Origin of the sequence: Thermodesulfitimonas autotrophica (assembly GCF_003815015.1) — a bacterium.
Taxonomy (GTDB): Bacteria; Bacillota; Desulfotomaculia; order Desulfotomaculales; family Ammonificaceae; genus Thermodesulfitimonas; species Thermodesulfitimonas autotrophica.
In genome coordinates this window covers 643,186-659,272 of sequence record NZ_RKRE01000002.1, presented here as the reverse complement: position 1 = coordinate 659,272, position 16,087 = coordinate 643,186, and the positions used below count along the sequence as shown (strand labels likewise).

The 16,087-nt window shown below is 60.9% G+C and carries 15 protein-coding genes, 6 tRNA genes and 1 other RNA gene; 21 read left to right on the top strand and 1 reads right to left on the bottom strand.

The window, feature by feature from the left end:
* Positions 1-10: 10 nt before the first annotated feature.
* The 15 genes from gyrA (at position 11) to EDD75_RS07010 (ending at position 11,440) form a co-directional block, all read left to right on the top strand.
* A complete protein-coding gene (gene gyrA, locus EDD75_RS07080) occupies positions 11-2,425 on the top strand; it encodes a DNA gyrase subunit A (RefSeq protein ID WP_123930080.1) in 2,415 nt (804 codons plus the stop codon).
* 78 nt (positions 2,426-2,503) lie between these two features.
* A complete protein-coding gene (locus EDD75_RS07075; protein WP_123930077.1) occupies positions 2,504-2,956 on the top strand; it encodes a universal stress protein in 453 nt (150 codons plus the stop codon).
* A gap of 131 nt (positions 2,957-3,087) precedes the next feature.
* The gene (gene pdxS, locus EDD75_RS07070; protein ID WP_425451656.1) at positions 3,088-3,969 is read left to right on the top strand and encodes a pyridoxal 5'-phosphate synthase lyase subunit PdxS; all 882 of its coding nucleotides are present in this window, start codon (positions 3,088-3,090) and stop codon (positions 3,967-3,969) included.
* A gap of 109 nt (positions 3,970-4,078) precedes the next feature.
* On the top strand, positions 4,079-4,657 hold the full coding sequence (pdxT, locus tag EDD75_RS07065; protein ID WP_281277480.1) for a pyridoxal 5'-phosphate synthase glutaminase subunit PdxT: 579 nt from the start codon (positions 4,079-4,081) through the stop codon (positions 4,655-4,657).
* Between the two features lie 78 nt (positions 4,658-4,735).
* Entirely contained in the window at positions 4,736-5,890 is a 1,155-nt protein-coding gene (locus EDD75_RS07060) for a pyridoxal-phosphate-dependent aminotransferase family protein (protein WP_123930068.1), read from the top strand.
* A complete protein-coding gene (gene serA / locus EDD75_RS07055; RefSeq protein ID WP_123930064.1) occupies positions 5,883-7,466 on the top strand; it encodes a phosphoglycerate dehydrogenase in 1,584 nt (527 codons plus the stop codon). The genes EDD75_RS07060 and serA overlap by 8 nt, the downstream gene beginning before the upstream one ends.
* Positions 7,467-7,485: 19 nt before the next feature.
* Positions 7,486-8,766, top strand: coding sequence for a serine--tRNA ligase (gene serS, locus EDD75_RS07050; protein ID WP_123930061.1), 1,281 nt, complete (start codon positions 7,486-7,488; stop codon positions 8,764-8,766).
* 523 nt (positions 8,767-9,289) lie between these two features.
* Positions 9,290-9,535 carry an AbrB/MazE/SpoVT family DNA-binding domain-containing protein gene (locus EDD75_RS07045; RefSeq protein ID WP_123930059.1) on the top strand — a complete coding sequence of 82 codons (246 nt, stop codon included), beginning with the start codon at positions 9,290-9,292 and terminating at the stop codon, positions 9,533-9,535.
* Positions 9,532-9,927 (top strand): Fic family protein, encoded by a 396-nt coding sequence (locus EDD75_RS07040; RefSeq protein WP_123930056.1) that lies wholly within the window; start codon positions 9,532-9,534, stop codon positions 9,925-9,927. Before EDD75_RS07045 ends, EDD75_RS07040 begins: the two co-directional genes overlap by 4 nt.
* A 150-nt stretch (positions 9,928-10,077) precedes the next feature.
* Positions 10,078-10,167, top strand: a tRNA-Ser gene (locus EDD75_RS07035).
* Between the two features lie 102 nt (positions 10,168-10,269).
* Positions 10,270-10,367: transfer RNA gene (locus tag EDD75_RS07030), tRNA-Ser, on the top strand.
* A gap of 3 nt (positions 10,368-10,370) precedes the next feature.
* Positions 10,371-10,446, top strand: a tRNA-Arg gene (locus EDD75_RS07025).
* A 112-nt stretch (positions 10,447-10,558) separates the two neighbouring features.
* Positions 10,559-10,635 (top strand) — tRNA-Arg (locus EDD75_RS07020).
* Between the two features lie 153 nt (positions 10,636-10,788).
* The gene (gene tadA, locus EDD75_RS07015; RefSeq protein WP_281277479.1) at positions 10,789-11,283 is read left to right on the top strand and encodes a tRNA adenosine(34) deaminase TadA; all 495 of its coding nucleotides are present in this window, start codon (positions 10,789-10,791) and stop codon (positions 11,281-11,283) included.
* Between the two features lie 63 nt (positions 11,284-11,346).
* Positions 11,347-11,440 (top strand) — tRNA-Ser (locus tag EDD75_RS07010).
* A 50-nt stretch (positions 11,441-11,490) separates the two neighbouring features.
* On the opposite strand, the gene EDD75_RS07005 is transcribed toward EDD75_RS07010, so the two are convergent.
* Entirely contained in the window at positions 11,491-12,288 is a 798-nt protein-coding gene (locus EDD75_RS07005; protein ID WP_123930053.1) for an HD domain-containing protein, read from the bottom strand.
* Positions 12,289-12,458: 170 nt separating this feature from the next.
* On the opposite strand from EDD75_RS07005, the gene EDD75_RS07000 reads away from it, so the two are divergent.
* The 6 genes from EDD75_RS07000 (at position 12,459) to EDD75_RS06975 (ending at position 15,843) form a co-directional block, all read left to right on the top strand.
* A tRNA-Ser gene (locus tag EDD75_RS07000) sits at positions 12,459-12,551 on the top strand.
* Positions 12,552-12,675: 124 nt separating this feature from the next.
* Positions 12,676-12,939, top strand: an RNA gene (gene ffs, locus EDD75_RS06995) — signal recognition particle sRNA large type.
* Positions 12,940-13,072: 133 nt separating this feature from the next.
* The gene (gene dnaX / locus EDD75_RS06990) at positions 13,073-14,413 is read left to right on the top strand and encodes a DNA polymerase III subunit gamma/tau (RefSeq protein ID WP_123930050.1); all 1,341 of its coding nucleotides are present in this window, start codon (positions 13,073-13,075) and stop codon (positions 14,411-14,413) included.
* Between the two features lie 90 nt (positions 14,414-14,503).
* The gene (locus EDD75_RS06985) at positions 14,504-14,812 is read left to right on the top strand and encodes a YbaB/EbfC family nucleoid-associated protein (protein ID WP_211328149.1); all 309 of its coding nucleotides are present in this window, start codon (positions 14,504-14,506) and stop codon (positions 14,810-14,812) included.
* Positions 14,813-14,839: 27 nt separating this feature from the next.
* A complete protein-coding gene (gene recR, locus EDD75_RS06980) occupies positions 14,840-15,442 on the top strand; it encodes a recombination mediator RecR (protein ID WP_123930044.1) in 603 nt (200 codons plus the stop codon).
* 131 nt (positions 15,443-15,573) lie between these two features.
* A complete protein-coding gene (locus EDD75_RS06975; protein WP_245963094.1) occupies positions 15,574-15,843 on the top strand; it encodes a pro-sigmaK processing inhibitor BofA family protein in 270 nt (89 codons plus the stop codon).
* Positions 15,844-16,087: the final 244 nt, after the last annotated feature.

The following is a 16,087-nucleotide window of genomic DNA, read 5'->3' as shown; positions in this document are numbered from 1 at the left end:
GCGCGGTCTATTGCCGGGCAAGGTAATTCCGATCGATATCGGCGAGGAGATGCGTCAGTCCTACCTCGACTACGCGATGAGCGTTATCGTAGGCCGGGCGCTGCCGGACGTGCGCGACGGCTTGAAGCCGGTTCACCGCCGTATCCTTTACGCGATGCACGACATCGGTATGACCCCGGACAAGCCGCACCGGAAGTCGGCCTACATCGTAGGTGAGGTGTTACGACGCTACCACCCGCACGGGGACGCGGCCGTGTATGACGCCTTGGTGCGCCTCGCGCAGGATTTCGCCTGCCGTTATCCTCTGGTGGACGGCCAGGGAAACTTCGGGTCCGTGGATGGGGATGCCCCGGCGGCGATGCGGTACACAGAGGCGCGGCTCTCGCGCCTGGCCGTCGAGATGCTCCGGGACATAGGGAAGGAGACCGTCGATTTTGTGCCTAACTACGACGGCACCACCCAAGAGCCGGTCGTTCTCCCCGCGCGGGTCCCGAACCTCCTCATTAACGGGTCAGCAGGGATCGCTGTCGGTATGGCGACCAACATCCCGCCACACAATATCGGCGAGGTAATCGACGGGGTTCTAGCGCTTATCGCCAATCCGGAGATCAGCCTTGAGGAATTACTGCAGATAATCCCCGGGCCGGACTTTCCAACCGGGGGGATCATCCTGGGGCGCGAAGGTATCCGGGCGGCCTACGCCACGGGGCGGGGAAGCATCGTGGTGCGCGGTCGCGCGACGATCGAGCGTCAGGGCGGCAAGCAGGTGATCATCATCACCGAGATCCCCTTCCAGGTGAACAAGGCGCGTCTGCTCGAGAAGATTGCGGAACTTGTCCGGGAGCGGCGGATCGACGGCATTACCGACCTGCGGGATGAATCGGACCGGCGGGGTATGCGGATTGTTATCGAGCTGCGGCGCGACATTGACCCGCACGTCGTGCTGAACCGGTTGTATAAACACACCCAGCTCGAGGATACCTTCGGGGTGATTATGCTCGCCCTAGTCAACGGTCAGCCGGAAATATTACCGCTGAAGGAGGTTTTACGCCACTATCTCGCGCACCAGCGCGAAGTGGTCACCAGACGTTGCCGCTTCGAGCTCCGGGAAGCGCGCGACAGGCTGGAGATCGTAGAAGGGCTTAACATTGCCCTGGCCAACATCGACGCGGTGGTTGCGCTCATCAAGGCGGCTCCCGACACCGATACGGCTCGCAGGGGACTCATGGAACGCTTCAATCTAACGGAGCGGCAGGCGCAGGCCATCCTCGACATGCGGCTGCAGCGCCTCACCGGCCTGGAGCGGGAGAAGCTTCTCGAGGAGCTCAGAGAATTGGAAAAAAAGATCGCCTACCTCGAAGAGGTCCTGGCGGACGAAGCCAAGATTTACGGTATCATCCGCGACGAGCTGATAGCGGTAAAAGAGCGCTTTAGCGACCCTCGGCGCACCGAAATAGCGGACGCGAAAGTCATCTACCGGCCGGAGGATTTGATTCCTGACGAGCAGGTGGTGGTAACGCTTACCCACCAGGGATACATCAAACGGCGGAGCGAGGCGGCTTACCGGAGCCAGCACCGGGGCGGCAAGGGCGTCACGGGAGTGGAGCCCCGGCAGGAGGATTTTGTCCGCCACCTATTTGTCGCCGGGACCCACGATTACTTTCTTTTCTTTACGAACAGAGGCAAGGCTTACCGCCTCAAGGTTTACGAAATTCCGGAGGCCGGGCGGCAGGCGCGGGGAACTGCCCTAGTCAATCTCCTCCGCATCGGTCCCGAGGAACGTGTGACTGCCGTCGTACCGGTGAAGAAGTTCGCTCCGGACCGGTTCGTCTTCCTGGTCACCAGAAAAGGTGTCGTTAAGAAGATAACCCTCGAGGCCTTCGCAGCAGTGCGCCGGGACGGAATCATAGCCATCGACCTCGACGCGGGGGACGAGCTTGTTGCGGCTGCCGAAACCGACGGTCGCAGTGAGATTCTCCTGGTAACGCGCCAAGGGATGGCGATTAGGTTTTTAGAAACGGCTGTGCGCCCGATGGGGCGCAGCGCGCACGGCGTCCGGGGAATGCGCCTGCGCGAAGGGGATGAGGTGGCCGGTATGGTAGCCGTTACTGGGGGAAGAGAATTACTGCTGGTTACGGAGAAGGGCTACGGCAAACGGACGCCGCTGACGGAGTTCCGGTGCCAGTCGCGCGGCGGGACGGGCATTATCGCGGCTAAAGTCTCCGCGGTGAGCGGCCGGGTGGCGGACATCGAAGCGGTCGGCGAAGGCGATGAGGTGATGATCGTTAGCGCCGCCGGTATCGTGATCCGCCTTAAAGTACGGGAAATCCCAGTGCTCGGCCGCACCGCGCGCGGTGTTCTGGTAATGCGGTTGGCTCCCGACGATAATGTTGCTACCCTGGCGCGAGTGGTAGACGAGGCGTAAGCGCTGTTGCTTTGCGGCCGCGCAGCCACTTTCAGAGTGTGGCGGAATCTGCCGGCCCAAAATTTTGGGGGGAAGAAAATGGCCTACAAGATCCTCTGTCCCACAGATGGTTCCGAAACGGCGCGTAAAGCGGCTGCCTTTGCCGCTGCGCTCGCGCGGATGATACCCGGGGCTACCATTACTGTCCTTACGGTTATTACCGTGCCGCGGAGTTTTGCGGGACGCCATTTTTACTGGCGGGTCAAAGAGCAACCGGAAGCGCTTCAGAAAGAGTTTACCGCGCTTTTCCGGGAAGAGGCCGCGCGGGTAATTGAGGAAACGGCAGCGCTCTTGCGCGCGCAGGGCGTCACGCCTGAGACTATGATCCGCGAAGGGGAGCCGGCAGAGGAAATCATCAAGTGCGCCCAAGAGGGGGGTTTTAACCAGATTGTCATCGGTGCCCGGGGCTTTGGAATGATCAGCCTCGTCCTAGGTAACGTCGCCTACAAGGTTGTTCAGCTGTCTCCGGTGCCCGTAACAATTGTGAGGTAGGCCCGCGGCGATTCATTCCTTAAGAGGGGCCTATTGCTTTTTGACGAATAAAAGTTATAAAATTACCCTGTAACCGGCCACCGGTCGGGCAGGGTATTCTTGTTTGTCAGGGGAAGATGGGGGGAGCGGCAGTGGAGAAAGGAACCTGGACGGTCAAAAAGGGCCTGGCGGAAATGCTCAAAGGCGGCGTAATTATGGATGTCACCACGCCGGAGCAGGCAAAAATCGCCGAAGAGGCGGGTGCCTGCGCGGTAATGGCGCTGGAACGTGTGCCGGCCGATATCCGGGCGGCAGGGGGGGTAGCCAGAATGGCGGACCCCACGGTTATCCTGCGGATCATGGACGCGGTAACCATTCCCGTCATGGCTAAGGTGCGCATCGGTCATTTCGTTGAGGCGCAGATCCTGGAGGCACTCGGCGTGGACTACATAGACGAAAGTGAAGTATTGACACCTGCCGATGACCAGTACCACATCGATAAACACGCTTTCAAAGTCCCCTTCGTTTGCGGGGCACGGAATTTAGGAGAGGCTCTCCGGCGGATCGCCGAGGGGGCAGCGATGATTAGGACAAAGGGCGAGCCAGGTACGGGCAACGTGGTGGAAGCGGTCCGGCACATGCGGCTCGTCATGGGGGAGATAAGGCGTTTGCAGGGGATGCGCCGGGATGAGTTAGTGCGCGCAGCCAAGGAGATGGGCGCGCCTTACGAACTGGTGCAGGAGGTCGCGGAAACGGGACGTTTGCCGGTAGTGAATTTCGCGGCGGGCGGTATCGCCACACCTGCGGATGCTGCTTTGATGATGCAGCTCGGTGCGGATGGCATCTTCGTCGGGTCGGGTATCTTTAAGTCCAAAGACCCCGTGAAACGGGCGCGGGCGATCGTGGCGGCAACGACTTACTATAACGACCCGCAGGTGCTCGCCGAGGTTTCCAAGGATTTAGGCGAGGCGATGCCCGGGATTGAGATCTCAACCATCCAGCCCCACGAGCGGATGCAGGACCGCGGCTGGTGAATTTCCGCCGCAGCAACGCAGTTTTTAAATAATTTTAAGGAATAAGAAACACTGAACGGGGAAAGGTCGGGTATCCATGGAGACAGAATCTTCGTCCCCACGGGTGGGAGTGCTGGCGCTACAGGGCGCCTTTCGGGAGCATAAATGGGCGTTGGAGCGGCTTGGGGTTAGCGCCCCCCTTGTTTTAAAGGCGGAGGATCTGGCAGCGATTGACGCTCTGATCATTCCGGGCGGCGAGAGCACCACCATCGGTCGCCTGTTAAACGTCTTCGGCCTGATGGCGCCACTCTTGGCGCGCGTTGCTGCGGGATTGCCGGTCTTCGGAACCTGTGCGGGTATGGTCTTGCTGGCCCGGGAGATCGAGGGTTCGGCTCAGCCCCGCTTGGGCGTGATGGATGTGACGGTACGGCGGAACGCCTTCGGGCGTCAGGTGGACAGCTTCGAGGTTGATTTGACGGTTTCAGTTCTGGGCCCGCCCCCGTTTCGCGGTGTTTTCATCAGGGCGCCCTATATTACTCGCGTCGGCCCGGGAGTCGAGGTCCTGGCATGTTTAGCGGAAAAGGTTATCCTGGTTCGGCAAGGTAGACTTTTAGCGGCTTCGTTTCATCCGGAGTTGACCGATGACCTGCGCCTGCACCGCTACTTCGTCAACGAAGTAGCCGGGCTGGCGATCCCTGCGGACAGGTAAGCACTTTTTCTTGTGCTTCCTTATTAACTATTAACTTATTAACTATTAATAATTTATTTTGGAGGGCAAAACCAAGAGATGGCAAAGAAGATGCGGCTCTTCATTCCAGGTCCTACACCCGTGCCGCCGCAGGTAGCGGAAGCGATGGCCCGGCCGTTGATCGGGCACCGGACGCAGGAGTTTGCGGACCTCTATCGGCGTCTCGAGGAGAAGCTGCGCAAGGTTTTCGGGACGCAGAACGAGGTTTACGTTTTAACCTGTTCGGGGACGGGCGGTATGGAAGCGGCGGTGGCCAACGTTGTAAATCCCGGGGATAGAGTCCTGGCGCTCGTAACCGGAAAATTTGGCGAAAGATTTGCCGAGCTGGCCAAGATTTACGGTGCCGCCGTGGACGCGCTTGAGTTCGGTTGGGGCAATCCGGTTGACGTGGCGCTGGTTGAGGCGCGGCTCAAGAGCCAGAAATACAAGGCGGTGCTGGCCACCCACAACGAGACCTCAACCACCGTGGTCAACGACATCCGCGCGATTGGGGAGCTGACGCGCCGCTACGGAGCGCTCCTCTTGGTGGACGCGGTTTCGAGCCTCGGGGGTATCGAGATAGAGGCTGACGCCTGGGGCGTCGATATCCTGGTAACGGCTTCGCAGAAGGCACTCATGGTGCCGCCAGGCCTGGCGATGGTAAGCGTCAGCCCGCGGGCCTGGGAGGCGATAAACGAAGGGCGCGCGCCGCGCTACTATTTGAGCCTGCCGGCGGCGAAGAAGTCCCTCACGAAGTTTAATACCCCTTACACGCCGGCGGTATCTCTTTTTGCGGGGTTAGACGTCGCGCTGGACATGATTCTGGACGAGGGTCTGGAGAATGTTTACGCGCGCCACCGAATTTTCGCGCAGGCTACCCGGGCGGCGGTGCGGGCGCTGGGGCTAAAGCTCCTGGCACCCGATGCGTGCGCGTCGCCGGTGGTAACCGGCGTCTGGGCGCCGGAAGGGATGAACGCCGACGACCTCCGGCGGCTCCTTCTTAAGGAATACGGGGTGCTGCTGGCCGGCGGGCAGGCGCAGCTCAAGGGGCGTATTTTCCGTATTTCGCACATGGGCTACATCGACGCGGTGGACCTCTTAGGGGCCCTGGGCGTCCTTGAAATAGGGCTGCAAAAATTCGGCTACCCGGTGACTCTAGGCGCAGGGGTGGCGGCGGCGCAGGCTGTCCTAGCGGGAGGTGGGCAGGATGTATAAGGTGCTCGCTACCGACGGCGTAGCCCCGGAGGGCCTTGCGGTTTTACAGAACGCACCAGATGTAGAGCTTGACATCCGGCCCAAGCTCTCTCCCGAAGAGTTGCTGGCCGTCATCCCCGATTACGACGCGCTAATCGTCCGCAGCGCTACTAAGGTAACCGCCGCGGTCTTGGAGCGCGCGGCGAAACTCAAGATCATCGGTCGCGCCGGGGTGGGGGTCGATAACATTGACGTGCGGGCGGCAACAGCGCGCGGGATCATCGTAGCTAACGCCCCCGGCGGCAATACTATCGCCGCAGCGGAGCATACGATGGGGATGATGCTCGCTTTAGCCCGGAACATTCCCGAGGCGAATGCCCGGCTGAAGGCAGGCGTTTGGGATAAGAAGTCTTTTGTTGGCGTGGAGCTCCGGCACAAGGTGCTCGGGGTCATTGGTATCGGCCGTATCGGCTCGGAGGTAGCGAAGCGGGCGCTGGCTATGGAGATGGAAGTCATCGCTTACGACCCCTACATCCCGGCGGAGCGGGTAGAAGAACTCGGCGTGCGCATGGTTTCTCTCGATGCCCTCTTGCGCCAGGCTGACTTCATCACCATCCATACCCCGCTGAGCAAGGAGAACTACCACCTCCTAAACAAAGAGGCTTTTGAAAAGATGAAGCCGGGGGTCCGGATTATCAACTGCGCCCGCGGCGGTATTGTCGACGAAGCGGCCCTTTATGCCGCTTTGAAGGAAGGAAAGGTTGCCGGCGCGGCGCTGGACGTCTTTGAACAGGAGCCGGTCACCGATAGCCCGCTCTTCTCCCTGCCCAACGTCGTCGTGACCCCGCACCTCGGCGCCTCCACGGTGGAGGCGCAGTTAGGCGTGGCGAAGGTCATCGCCGAAGAAATCTTAGTGGCGCTGCGGGGCGGCTTCGTGCGCAACGCCGTAAACGTGCCCTTTGTCCGGCCCGAGGTGCTCGCGGAGATCGGTCCCTTTATCGGGCTGGCAGAGAAACTAGGCCGTTTTGCGGCGCAGTTAGTTAGCGGCCGGATCGGTTTGGTCGAGGTGAGCTTCAGCGGCGAAATAGCGCAGTACGACGTGAGCCTGCTCACGACGGCGGTCCTCAAAGGGGTGCTGAGCATCGCCTTGCAGGAAGCGGTCAACTTCGTCAACGCCAACGAAGTCGCCAAGAAGCGCGGCATTCGCGTCACCGAAACCCGGCGGGGGGAAGAAGAGGACTACGTCAGCCTCATCACCGTCCGGGTGGTCGCCCCCGAAGGGGAGCGGACCGTGGCGGGGACCCTCCAGCGGGGCAAGGAACCGCGCGTGGTGGCAATCGATGGCTACCGGGTAGATACCCCGCTCGAAGGACACATGCTTTTTATCCCCCACATGGACCGGCCGCGCATTATCGGGCGCGTAGGTAATCTGATCGGGGCACAGGATATTAATATCGCGGCGATGCAGGTGGGCCGGAAAGTGATCGGTGGTCCGGCGGTCATGCTCCTGGCGGTGGACAGCCCGGTGCCGGAGGAAACCCTAACGGAGATTGCCAAGGTGGACGGGATTATGGGCGTAAAGATGGTGAGCCTGTAGAAATTTTTTGGAGGAAAAGATGCTCGACCTGAAGTTTGTCCGGCGGAATCCCGAGATTGTGCGGGAGGCGTTAAAGAAACGGGGTTACGGTGACGAATTGCTTGAGCGGCTACTGGCAGTGGATGCGGCCTGGCGCGAAAGGCTCGCGACGGTTGAGCAGCTCAAGAGCCGGCGGAATGCTGTTTCGGAGGAGATCGGCCGGCTAAAGAAGGCGGGGCAGGATGCCGCGGCGTTGGTCGCGGAGATGCGGGTCGTAGGTGACCAGATAAAGGAGCTGGAAGGGGTCGTTCGCGGTTACGAAGAGGAGATTCGCGCGCTACTTCTCAGCATCCCGAACATCCCGCACGCCTCGGTTCCCTTCGGGCGGGACGCAACAGAAAACCCGGTGGTGAATGAGTGGGGTGAGCCGCGCCGGTTTAGTTTCACCCCCCGTCCCCACTGGGAAATCGGGGAACGCACCGGCATCCTCGACTTCGAACGGGCGGCTAAAGTTTCGGGGGCGCGCTTCGCTTTTTACCGGGGTGCGGGAGCGGCGCTCGAGCGCGCGCTCGTGAGCTTTATGCTTGATCTGCACACCCGCGAACATGGCTACACCGAGCTTTTTCCGCCGTTTTTGGTTAACAGCGCCAGCATGACCGGGACGGGGCAGCTGCCGAAGTTTGCCACGGACATGTTCAAGGTCGAGGGTGAAGACTACTACCTAATTCCGACAGCGGAGGTTCCGGTGACGAACTACCACCGGGAGGAGATCCTCGACGGGAGCCTCTTACCGTTGAAATACGTGGCCTACAGCGCCTGCTTCCGGGCGGAGGCGGGCGCAGCCGGCCGGGATACCCGGGGTCTTATCCGGCAGCACCAGTTCAACAAGGTGGAGCTCGTGAAGTTCTGCCGCCCGGAGCAATCGGACGAGGAGTTAGAGAAGCTTTTGCGGGACGCCGAAGAGGTGCTGCGGCGCCTCGGCCTGCCCTACCGGGTGGTGGTGCTCTGCACCGGCGACCTGGGCTTCTCCGCCGCGAAGACATACGATATCGAAGTGTGGCTGCCGAGCTTCGGTGAGTACCGGGAGATCTCTTCCTGCTCGAATTTTACAGATTACCAGGCGCGCCGGGCGAATATCCGCTACCGGTCGCACGCGAGGGCGAAGGCCGAGTTCGTCCACACGCTGAACGGCTCCGGCCTGGCGGTGGGCCGCACGGTGGCCGCGATCTTGGAGAACTACCAGGAGGAGGACGGGTCGGTGGTGGTTCCGGAAGTGCTCCGGCCGTACATGGGGGGACTCAAGCGAATCCCGGCCCGCTGAGGGGGGCTTGCCGGTACAGAAGGACGCCGCAAAATCATGGGGAAAGGCGTATGCAGACGACGAGAATAGGAAAGGGCAGCTATAGCGGCTGCCCTTTGTGCTGTAAACCAGCCTGCTCGGTCTGCGGGCCGCCGTCAGCAGCCCTCTTTGCAATGTGTAACTGGCCGCAGGAAGAAGCGTTTGTGCAGCATCACCCGGCACCTCCCTCCTGGTGCATGTGGGCGCGGGGCCCCCGAGACGCCGTTAATAAAATGGTTATGCGGAAGAGCCGGCAGTTGTGTCAGAAATTTCCGGCAGAGGCGTGCCGCGTAGCCCGTGTTGACCGTTTGGAAACGTTACGCCGCCAGCGCTATAGTGTTGGCAAGCACCAATTTTTTCCTCAACAAAATAATAGTATAGCATAAAACTAAATGCCGGCGCTACCGTATTAGCGAGTACTTACGGAGCAAATTTTTCTTGAAAGGGCACCAGCTGCCTATTTATAATTGTACTAACAGTAATTACGACGTAGTTAGGATGGTATATGGAAGTACGAAAGGTTTTCCGGGCCGGTAATAGCCTGGTGATTTCCCTGCCGCAGGAAATGTTGCGGGAATTAGAACTAACCGAGGGCAGCCGGGTTGCCGTTTCCGTCGACCGGCAGCGCGGAGAAATCGTCCTCCGGCCCTTTACGGGAGCCGACGGGTCGGGGATAGCGGGCGATTTTGCCAAGCAGGTTGAGGAATTTATCAACGAGTACGCCGGAGTGCTGCGGGAGCTCAAGAAATGAAACCGCTGATGGTTGAGGAGGTGCTTTACCTCCACTACCGGATTACCAAAGAAATCGGCGGGCGGCAGGGCGTGCGGGCGCTATCCCTTCTCCAGAGAGCTCTTGAGCGGCCTTGCGCCACGGTGGGAGGCAGGGAACTCTACCCGGCACCCTTTGAGAAGGCCGCGGTACTCCTGACGGGTATCTTAGCCGGGAAGCCTTTTTACGATAATAACGCGCCCACGGCCTTTGCCGCCGCACTTTTGCTCCTGGACCGGTTTGGCTTGCGGGTCCAGTCCGCGATGGGACTGGTGGAAATGATAGCGGCGGCCGGGAAAGGCGACTGGCGCACGGTGGCGGCTTGGCTGCGCGGCCGGAGCAGGCCGAAGGAGGGGCCAGCTGCCGTTTTGTAGCGGCCGTGGCCGCAGCGGCCTAATCTTTTTGGCGGACCGGGGAAATAACGGCCGCGTTTTGGGTCGGGCGGCGTTTTTGCGGTACGCCTTTGTACCCAGCGCGCGTTAGTTGACACCCGCCGGGCCGGTATGCTATAGTAAAAAAGCATAGGAGGGGTGTCCGAGCGGCCTAAGGAGGCGGTCTTGAAAATCGCTGAACCCTCTGTGGTTCCGTGGGTTCGAATCCCACCCCCTCCGCCAGGTTGGCGGTTAGAGGCCAGATGTTGGAGGTTGGAAAAAGGGAAGGAACTGGCGAAGCCAGTTCCAAGGTGTTTGGCATCTTGCATCTGACATCTGTTACCCGGAGAGATGGCCGAGCAGGTCGAAGGCGGTCGCCTGCTAAGCGACTACAGGGGGCTTGAAACCCTCTGTCGCGGGTTCGAATCCCGCTCTCTCCGCCATTCGCGCCCGTAGCTCAATGGATAGAGCAACAGACTACGGATCTGTAGGTTGGGGGTTCGAATCCCTCCGGGCGCGCCATTTTAGAAGTTGGAGGCCGGAGGTTAGAGGTCGGAAAATAATGGCGGGAATTCGCAAGCGCAAATTCCAATAAGATTCCTGCATCCGACACCCTCCGTCTGACATCTGTTACGCGCCCGTAGCTCAGGAGGATAGAGCAGCGGTTTCCTAAACCGCGTGCCGGGGGTTCGAGTCCCTCCGGGCGCACCATGTTTAGAAGTAGGAGGCAGGAAGTCGGAGGTCGGAAATCCCTACATATAGGGATTGAGCTGGGTTAGAGGGTAATCAAGGGCGGGGACTGGCAGGGCCAGTTCTATTTGTGTTTCTGCAAGGACTCAGTTACGCGTAGGTGAGCTGCCGGAGTTGGGTAGGGACGAAGATTTCATGCGGGAGGCGCTGCGGGAGGCGGAGAAAGCCGGCGCGATAGGCGAGGTGCCTGTAGGCGCAGTGGTGGTGGTCGGGGGAGAGGTCATCGCGCGCGGCCACAACCTGCGCGAAAACCTGAAGGACGCCTCCGCCCATGCGGAATTGCTTGCGTTGCGGGAAGCGGCGCGGCGCCTCGGTGACTGGCGGCTCACAGAGGCGGTGGTTTATACTACCGTCGAGCCGTGCCCGATGTGTGCGGGGGCGTTGGTTCAGTTCCGGGTGAAAAAGGTGGTTTACGGTGCCGCCGACCCGAAGGCGGGAGCTGCCGGTTCGGTGGTGGACCTCTTGCGGGAACCGCGCTTTAACCACCAGGTCGAGGTGGTTGCCGGGGTGCTGGAAGAAGAGTGCCGTGAGGTAATGCGACATTTCTTCCGGGAGCTGCGCCGGAAAGCGGGAACACCGGCCGCCAGTAGCAGCCAGTATTTAAAATAAAAATTGGGTAGCTGCCGTCAGATATGGACCGGCACCGACGCCGGACAAGCGAAAACTAAAAACGGAGAGATGGCCGAGTGGTTGAAGGCGCGCGACTCGAAATCGCGTAGGCGGCCCAAAAGCTGTCTCGTGGGTTCGAATCCCACTCTCTCCGCCAGAAAGTGAAGGGGCCAAAACGGCCCTTTTGTTGTTTGAAGAAGCGGGGAATCAAGGGGTCGGGGTACAAGCGGCGAGGGCGCGCTGCAAATGTTCCTGCAGGCGGGCGTCCACAGCCCTGATTTCCGGCGTGTCGGGGAGGGAGCGCATGATCGCCCGGAAGTAGCCTTCCCTGGCGACGGCCGCCAGCGTGTACGGAAAATAGATGTCATAAATCCAGGAGAGGTGAAGGAGCTTCCGGTCGTTAAGATTTTTGGTGGCGGCGTAATTGCACAATTCCCCCCGAAGAAGACTCTGAACGAGTTCCGGGGAGTAGCCCGGAGTATCAGGAAGGGCAGCGACGAGGAGCGGGTCGGGCCCGCCGGCGCGGGCGCATTCGGCGGCGAACAGCCCCAGGATGTCGAGCTTATCGGCGTCGCGGATGAGTCTGGCGAAGAGGAGCTGCCGGTCTTCAAGACCCGGGGGGAGGGCCGGAAGGTTGTGGAGCGCGATCGCCTTGAGGATAAGACCGCGATCTTCCGCCGCGAGGGTGGTGAGGATGGCGGCGGCTTCGAGCTCCCGCACGCCGAGCAGAGCGTGGTTTTCTGAAAGCCGGTCGTTGAAGGTCCGGTACCGGAAAACCTGTTTAAAACGCCCGAGGTCGTGGAAGAGGGCGATGGTTTCCGCCAGAAGCAGGTCGCCCTCTCCCAGGCCCAGCGAGCGCCCAATCTGGAGGATGTTCCGGCACACCCGCCCGGTGTGCGCCGCTTTGTACCGGATACCGCGTCGGATTAAGGGATCAGGGGTATAAAAGCGCCAGACATAGGCGCCAAACCAGGAGCGGAAGCGCTTTAAGTCTTCGCGGTGCAAGGCTCTACCTCTTTCCTCCCCAAGAAGCTTACTTATTACTCTAACATACGGCGTGCCCCGGATAAAGGGTACAGCTGCTCTGCCGCTTGTAGAGCTTGAAATTTAGGGCGCGGGAGCATATAATAGAAAAGCGCCGGTAGCTTAAAAGTACCGGGGATAAAAGTCCAGGCGGAGAGGTGGCCGAGTGGACTAAGGCGCTCGCCTGGAGAGCGAGTAGACGGGCAAACCCTGTCTCGTGGGTTCGAATCCCACCCTCTCCGCCATTTGAGAAGTTAGGGGCCGGAGGTTAGAAGCTGCAGATAGAGGGGGGAGTTCGCGCCGCGGATTCCGGGAAGGGCCCATTAACTGCGGACTTCTAACGGATGGCTTGGCGACAAATAAGTTTGGCCGTGCTAAACGGGGAGGTAGCGGTGCCCTGTACCCGCAAGCCGCTATAGCGGGGTTGAATTCCTGCCCCCGGGCCCGGCTTGTGGTAGCGGCCCCCGTAAGGAGTGAGGACGGTTGGGTCTCGCGCGACGGAGCTTCCTGAACCGTGTCAGGTCCTGGCGGAAGCAGCACTAAGGGAAATCCTCCGGGTGCCGTGAGGGTGCCTGGCCCGAGCTACCTGCGGCGGGTACAACCGGAAGCTGCGGCTCAAAGGCAGGTGCACGGCCAAGTTTACCATGCTGCTTAGCGTTCCTGTGAAGGCGTATAGCAGCTTTTTTCTTTCTGGCGCGCTTTGTAGAGGAGTACGGCGGCGGGCGCCGAAAAGACTTTTTAATCACGGGCGACGAGAGGCGTGACAATGAGCGAAGGGGCAGATAGAATCCCAGTAGCGCTCTACCGGCAGTGGCGGCCGCAACGTTTTGCAGAGGTGGTCGGCCAAGAGCACGTAACCCGGACCTTAAGGTACGCCCTAAAAAAAGGGAAGGTGGCCCACGCTTTACTTTTCGCCGGTCCCAGGGGAACGGGGAAGACGAGCACCGCGCGCATCCTGGCGAAGGCCCTCAACTGCGGAAACGGGCCGGCGCCCGAGCCGTGCAATACCTGCCCGGAATGCCTGGCGATTACCGCGGGCACCGCACTTGACGTGCTCGAGATCGACGCCGCTTCCCGGCGGGGCATTGACGAGATGCGGGAGCTCCGGGAGCGGGTGAAGCTCGCGCCAGTAGCGGCGCGGCACAAGGTTTATATCATCGACGAGGCCCACATGCTTACCACCGAGGCGGCGAATGCCCTCTTGAAAACCCTCGAAGAGCCGCCGCCCCGGGTCTATTTTATCCTGGCCACGACAGAGCCCCACAAGATGCCGGTCACGATTCTTTCCCGCTGCCAGCGCTTTGATTTCCGCCGGATCGCGGCCGAGCTTATCACCAGGCACCTGGAGCGGGTGCTGGAAGCAACTGGGGGTCAGGCGACGCCCGCGGCCCTGAAGCTCATCGCCCAGGCGGCCGAAGGCAGCCTGCGGGACGCTCTGGGCATCCTCGACCAGGTGCTGGCCCTCGGTGAGGGTGAGGTTGAGGAGGAGACGGTTGCCGACCTGTTGGGGAAAGTGCGGCTGAGCGCGCTTGAGGAGATGGCGGCGTTTCTCCGCCGGGGGGATGCCGCAGGGGCCCTCCGCCTTCTCCAGGAGATCGACCAGGCGGGCAAGGACATTACGCTCTTCGTGCGCGATTTGCTGGCGCTCCTTCGGGAGGAGATGCTGGAGCATATCCTGGCGGGGAAGGAGGTGGCACCGCGCCTGGTCCGCTGTCTCGAGGAATTAAGCCGCGCCCTCGAGGAGTCCCGGGTGGCGGCGCTCAAGACGCTCCCGGTGGAGCTGGCGGTGGTGCGGGCGCTCTACAAGGAAGCCTCCACCCCCGAAAACGCACCGCGCCCGGAGGATACCGGTGATCCTTCGCTCGAGCGGGTGCGGTCCGTGTGGCCGGAGATCCTCCGCGCGGTAAAGGACCTGCGCCCGGTTACTTTTGGTTTCGTGAGCCGCGTCGGGCCGGTAGCCGTTTCCGGGCGGTGCCTTCAGGTTGCCGGGGAACCAGAGATATGCGCGATTCTCGGTCGGCAGGAGCACAGGGCGGTAGTGGAGGAGGTTTTAGGCCGCTTTTTCGGCGGCTGCTGGCGCATGGAGGTTATTGGGAAAGGGAAATAGATGCGGGCGTCTAGACGGCGGCGTGCGGTTCAGGAGTCACGTTATAGTCTGCCCGGAGGCGGGTAAAGATACGGGAGGTGCCTAGGAATGATGGATGTAAACAAGATGATGAAACAGGTGCAGAAGCTGCAGGGCCAGATTGCTAAGCTCCAGGAGGAGCTCGGCGCGAAAACGGCCGAGGCAACCGCTGGCGGCGGGGCGGTGCGGGCCGTGGTAAACGGCCGCCAGGAGCTTGTTGCCCTTGAGATCCGGCCGGAGGCGGTGGACCCGGACGATGTCGAAATGCTCCAGGACATCATCGTAGCCGCGGTAAATGAGGCCCTAAGGGAATCGCGGGAGATGGTGGCCCGGGAGATGGGTAAGCTCACCGGGGGCCTCGGAATCCCAGGGCTTTTTTAAAGGCGCGCGCGGCGCTTTCGGAGGGTTATAGCCTTGTACCCACGGGCGGTTGCCAGGCTCATCGAGGAATTCAAGCGCCTTCCCGGGATCGGACCGCGGACAGCCCAGCGGCTGGCCCTTTACCTCTTGAGCGCTCCCCGGGAGCAAGCGGAGCGGCTCGCTGCGGCGCTTAAGGAAGCCCGCGAGACGACCGTTTACTGTTCCGTTTGCGGCAACCTTACGGATGTGGATCCCTGTAAGATCTGCGCTGATCCGGCGCGGGACCACAGCCTCCTTTGCGTGGTCGAAGAGCCGCGGGATCTGTTGGCGATTGAGCGGTCGGGCGGCTTCCGGGGTGTTTACCACATTTTGCACGGGGCCCTCTCCCCGCTTGACGGGATCGGCCCGGAGAAACTGCGGCTGAAGGAGCTTCTGACGCGGCTCGAAAAAGGAGAAGTTACCGAGGTTATCCTGGCGACGGGGCCGGACACGGAAGGGGAGGCGACGGCGCTTTACATCCGGCGGTTGCTTGAACCCCTTGGAGTGAAGGTGAGCAGGTTGGCCTACGGGCTGCCGGTAGGCGCAGAGATTGAGTTTGCTGACGAGGAAACGATTCTGCGTGCGATTCAGGGGCGGCGCCAGATCAGGTAAGGCATAAATTTCCTCCCCAGCAGAATAAGCTTAGCAGGGGATTGTCCCGATTCCCGGAGGGTAAACGGGGGGGCCGGCGTTAAATCCGGCTCCGGATACCCGGAAGCTGATTTCTGTGAGGGGGGATAGCGGTGGACTGGGACTGGAAAATGCTCGTTTTCGGGGGCATCGGGCTCCTGGGGCTGTATCTCATCGGCAGCGCGCTTATCGCACCGCTCCGGCTGCTGGTACGGCTTCTGGTGGGGCTGGTAGTCGGGGGCCTTTTGCTGGCGCTGGTGAACCTGGTAGGAGCGATCTTCAATCTCCATATCGCGGTGAACCCCTTGACGATGCTCACGGCCGGCGTTTTCCCGGTGCCGGGGCTTATCCTGCTCACGCTGCTGGCCATTTTTGTGGCGTAGTTGCTTGACGCTGCCTCTATTTTACGGTACCATAGAACCAACAAAGAGACCTCTTGCTATGAATTTCCAGAACTGCCACGTGCCTCTCAGACAGGAGCTTGCGCATACCGTGGTGCAGCAGGGCAAACGCTAAGACCGGTTGGGTGCCGGGCGAAGCGGAGCGGGACGGGCTTTACTGTGAAGCCGGTGCGCGTTACCAGGAGAGACTCATCCAGAGGTGTCAATCAAAGGTGTCAATTTTCAT

Bases quoted from the DNA above. Each gene is read 5' to 3' on its own strand.
- EDD75_RS07045 (WP_123930059.1), top strand. From the start codon at position 9,290: ATGGAAGTACGAAAGGTTTTCCGGGCCGGTAATAGCCTGGTGATTTCC.
- dnaX (WP_123930050.1), top strand. From the start codon at position 13,073: ATGAGCGAAGGGGCAGATAGAATCCCAGTAGCGCTCTACCGGCAGTGG.
- EDD75_RS07075 (WP_123930077.1), top strand. From the start codon at position 2,504: ATGGCCTACAAGATCCTCTGTCCCACAGATGGTTCCGAAACGGCGCGT.
- serS (WP_123930061.1), top strand. From the start codon at position 7,486: ATGCTCGACCTGAAGTTTGTCCGGCGGAATCCCGAGATTGTGCGGGAG.
- serA (WP_123930064.1), top strand. From the start codon at position 5,883: ATGTATAAGGTGCTCGCTACCGACGGCGTAGCCCCGGAGGGCCTTGCG.
- EDD75_RS07060 (WP_123930068.1), top strand. From the start codon at position 4,736: ATGGCAAAGAAGATGCGGCTCTTCATTCCAGGTCCTACACCCGTGCCG.
- EDD75_RS06985 (WP_211328149.1), top strand. From the start codon at position 14,504: ATGGATGTAAACAAGATGATGAAACAGGTGCAGAAGCTGCAGGGCCAG.
- EDD75_RS07040 (WP_123930056.1), top strand. From the start codon at position 9,532: ATGAAACCGCTGATGGTTGAGGAGGTGCTTTACCTCCACTACCGGATT.